1 protein-coding gene is annotated in these 539 nt (G+C 59.4%); it reads left to right on the top strand.

What is annotated here, in order from left to right; translation table 11 throughout:
- Nucleotides 1-31: 31 nt before the first annotated feature.
- A partial coding sequence (locus IE247_RS34035; protein WP_229869540.1) for a condensation domain-containing protein occupies nt 32-539 on the top strand: 508 nt, incomplete at its 3' end.

Below are 539 nucleotides of genomic sequence, written 5' to 3'. Positions count from 1 at the left end.
TGGGGGGCGGACGCCGTCGGATCTGCCGTTGGTGAGCCTCACCCAAGCCGAAATCGACCAGATCTCAGAGGTCGAAAAGCCCCAGGATATTTTGCCTTTGTCGCCGTTGCAGGAGGGGTTGTTGTTTCATGCGGTGTATGACGTGGAGGGGCCTGATGTGTATGTGGTGCAGTTGGTTTTCGGTTTGGAGGGGAGGGTTGATGCTGGTCGTTTGAGGGGTGCGGCGGAGGCGTTGTTGGTGCGTTATCCGCAGGTGGGTGCGCGGTTTGTGGTGCGGGGTGAGGGTGATCCGGTTCAGGTGTTTCCGTTGGGGGCGGAGTTGCCGTGGCGGGAGGTTGATCTCCGGGATTCCGGTGTGGATTCCAGTGTGGAAGGGGTGGTGGCTGAGGAGCGTGGTCGTCGTTTTGATGTGTCGCGTTCTCCGTTGTTGAGGTTTGTGCTGGTGCGGTTGGGGGCGGAGCGGTATTCGTTGGTTCTGACGGTTCATCATCTGGTGGTTGACGGGTGGTCGGTGCCGTTGTTGGTGCGTGATTTGTTTG

It is taken from the genome of Streptomyces inusitatus (assembly GCF_014651115.1).
GTDB classification, from domain to species: Bacteria; Actinomycetota; Actinomycetes; order Streptomycetales; family Streptomycetaceae; genus Streptomyces; species Streptomyces amakusaensis.
The sequence above is the reverse complement of the archived record's forward strand: the minus strand, read 5'-3'. Positions and strand labels throughout refer to the sequence as shown.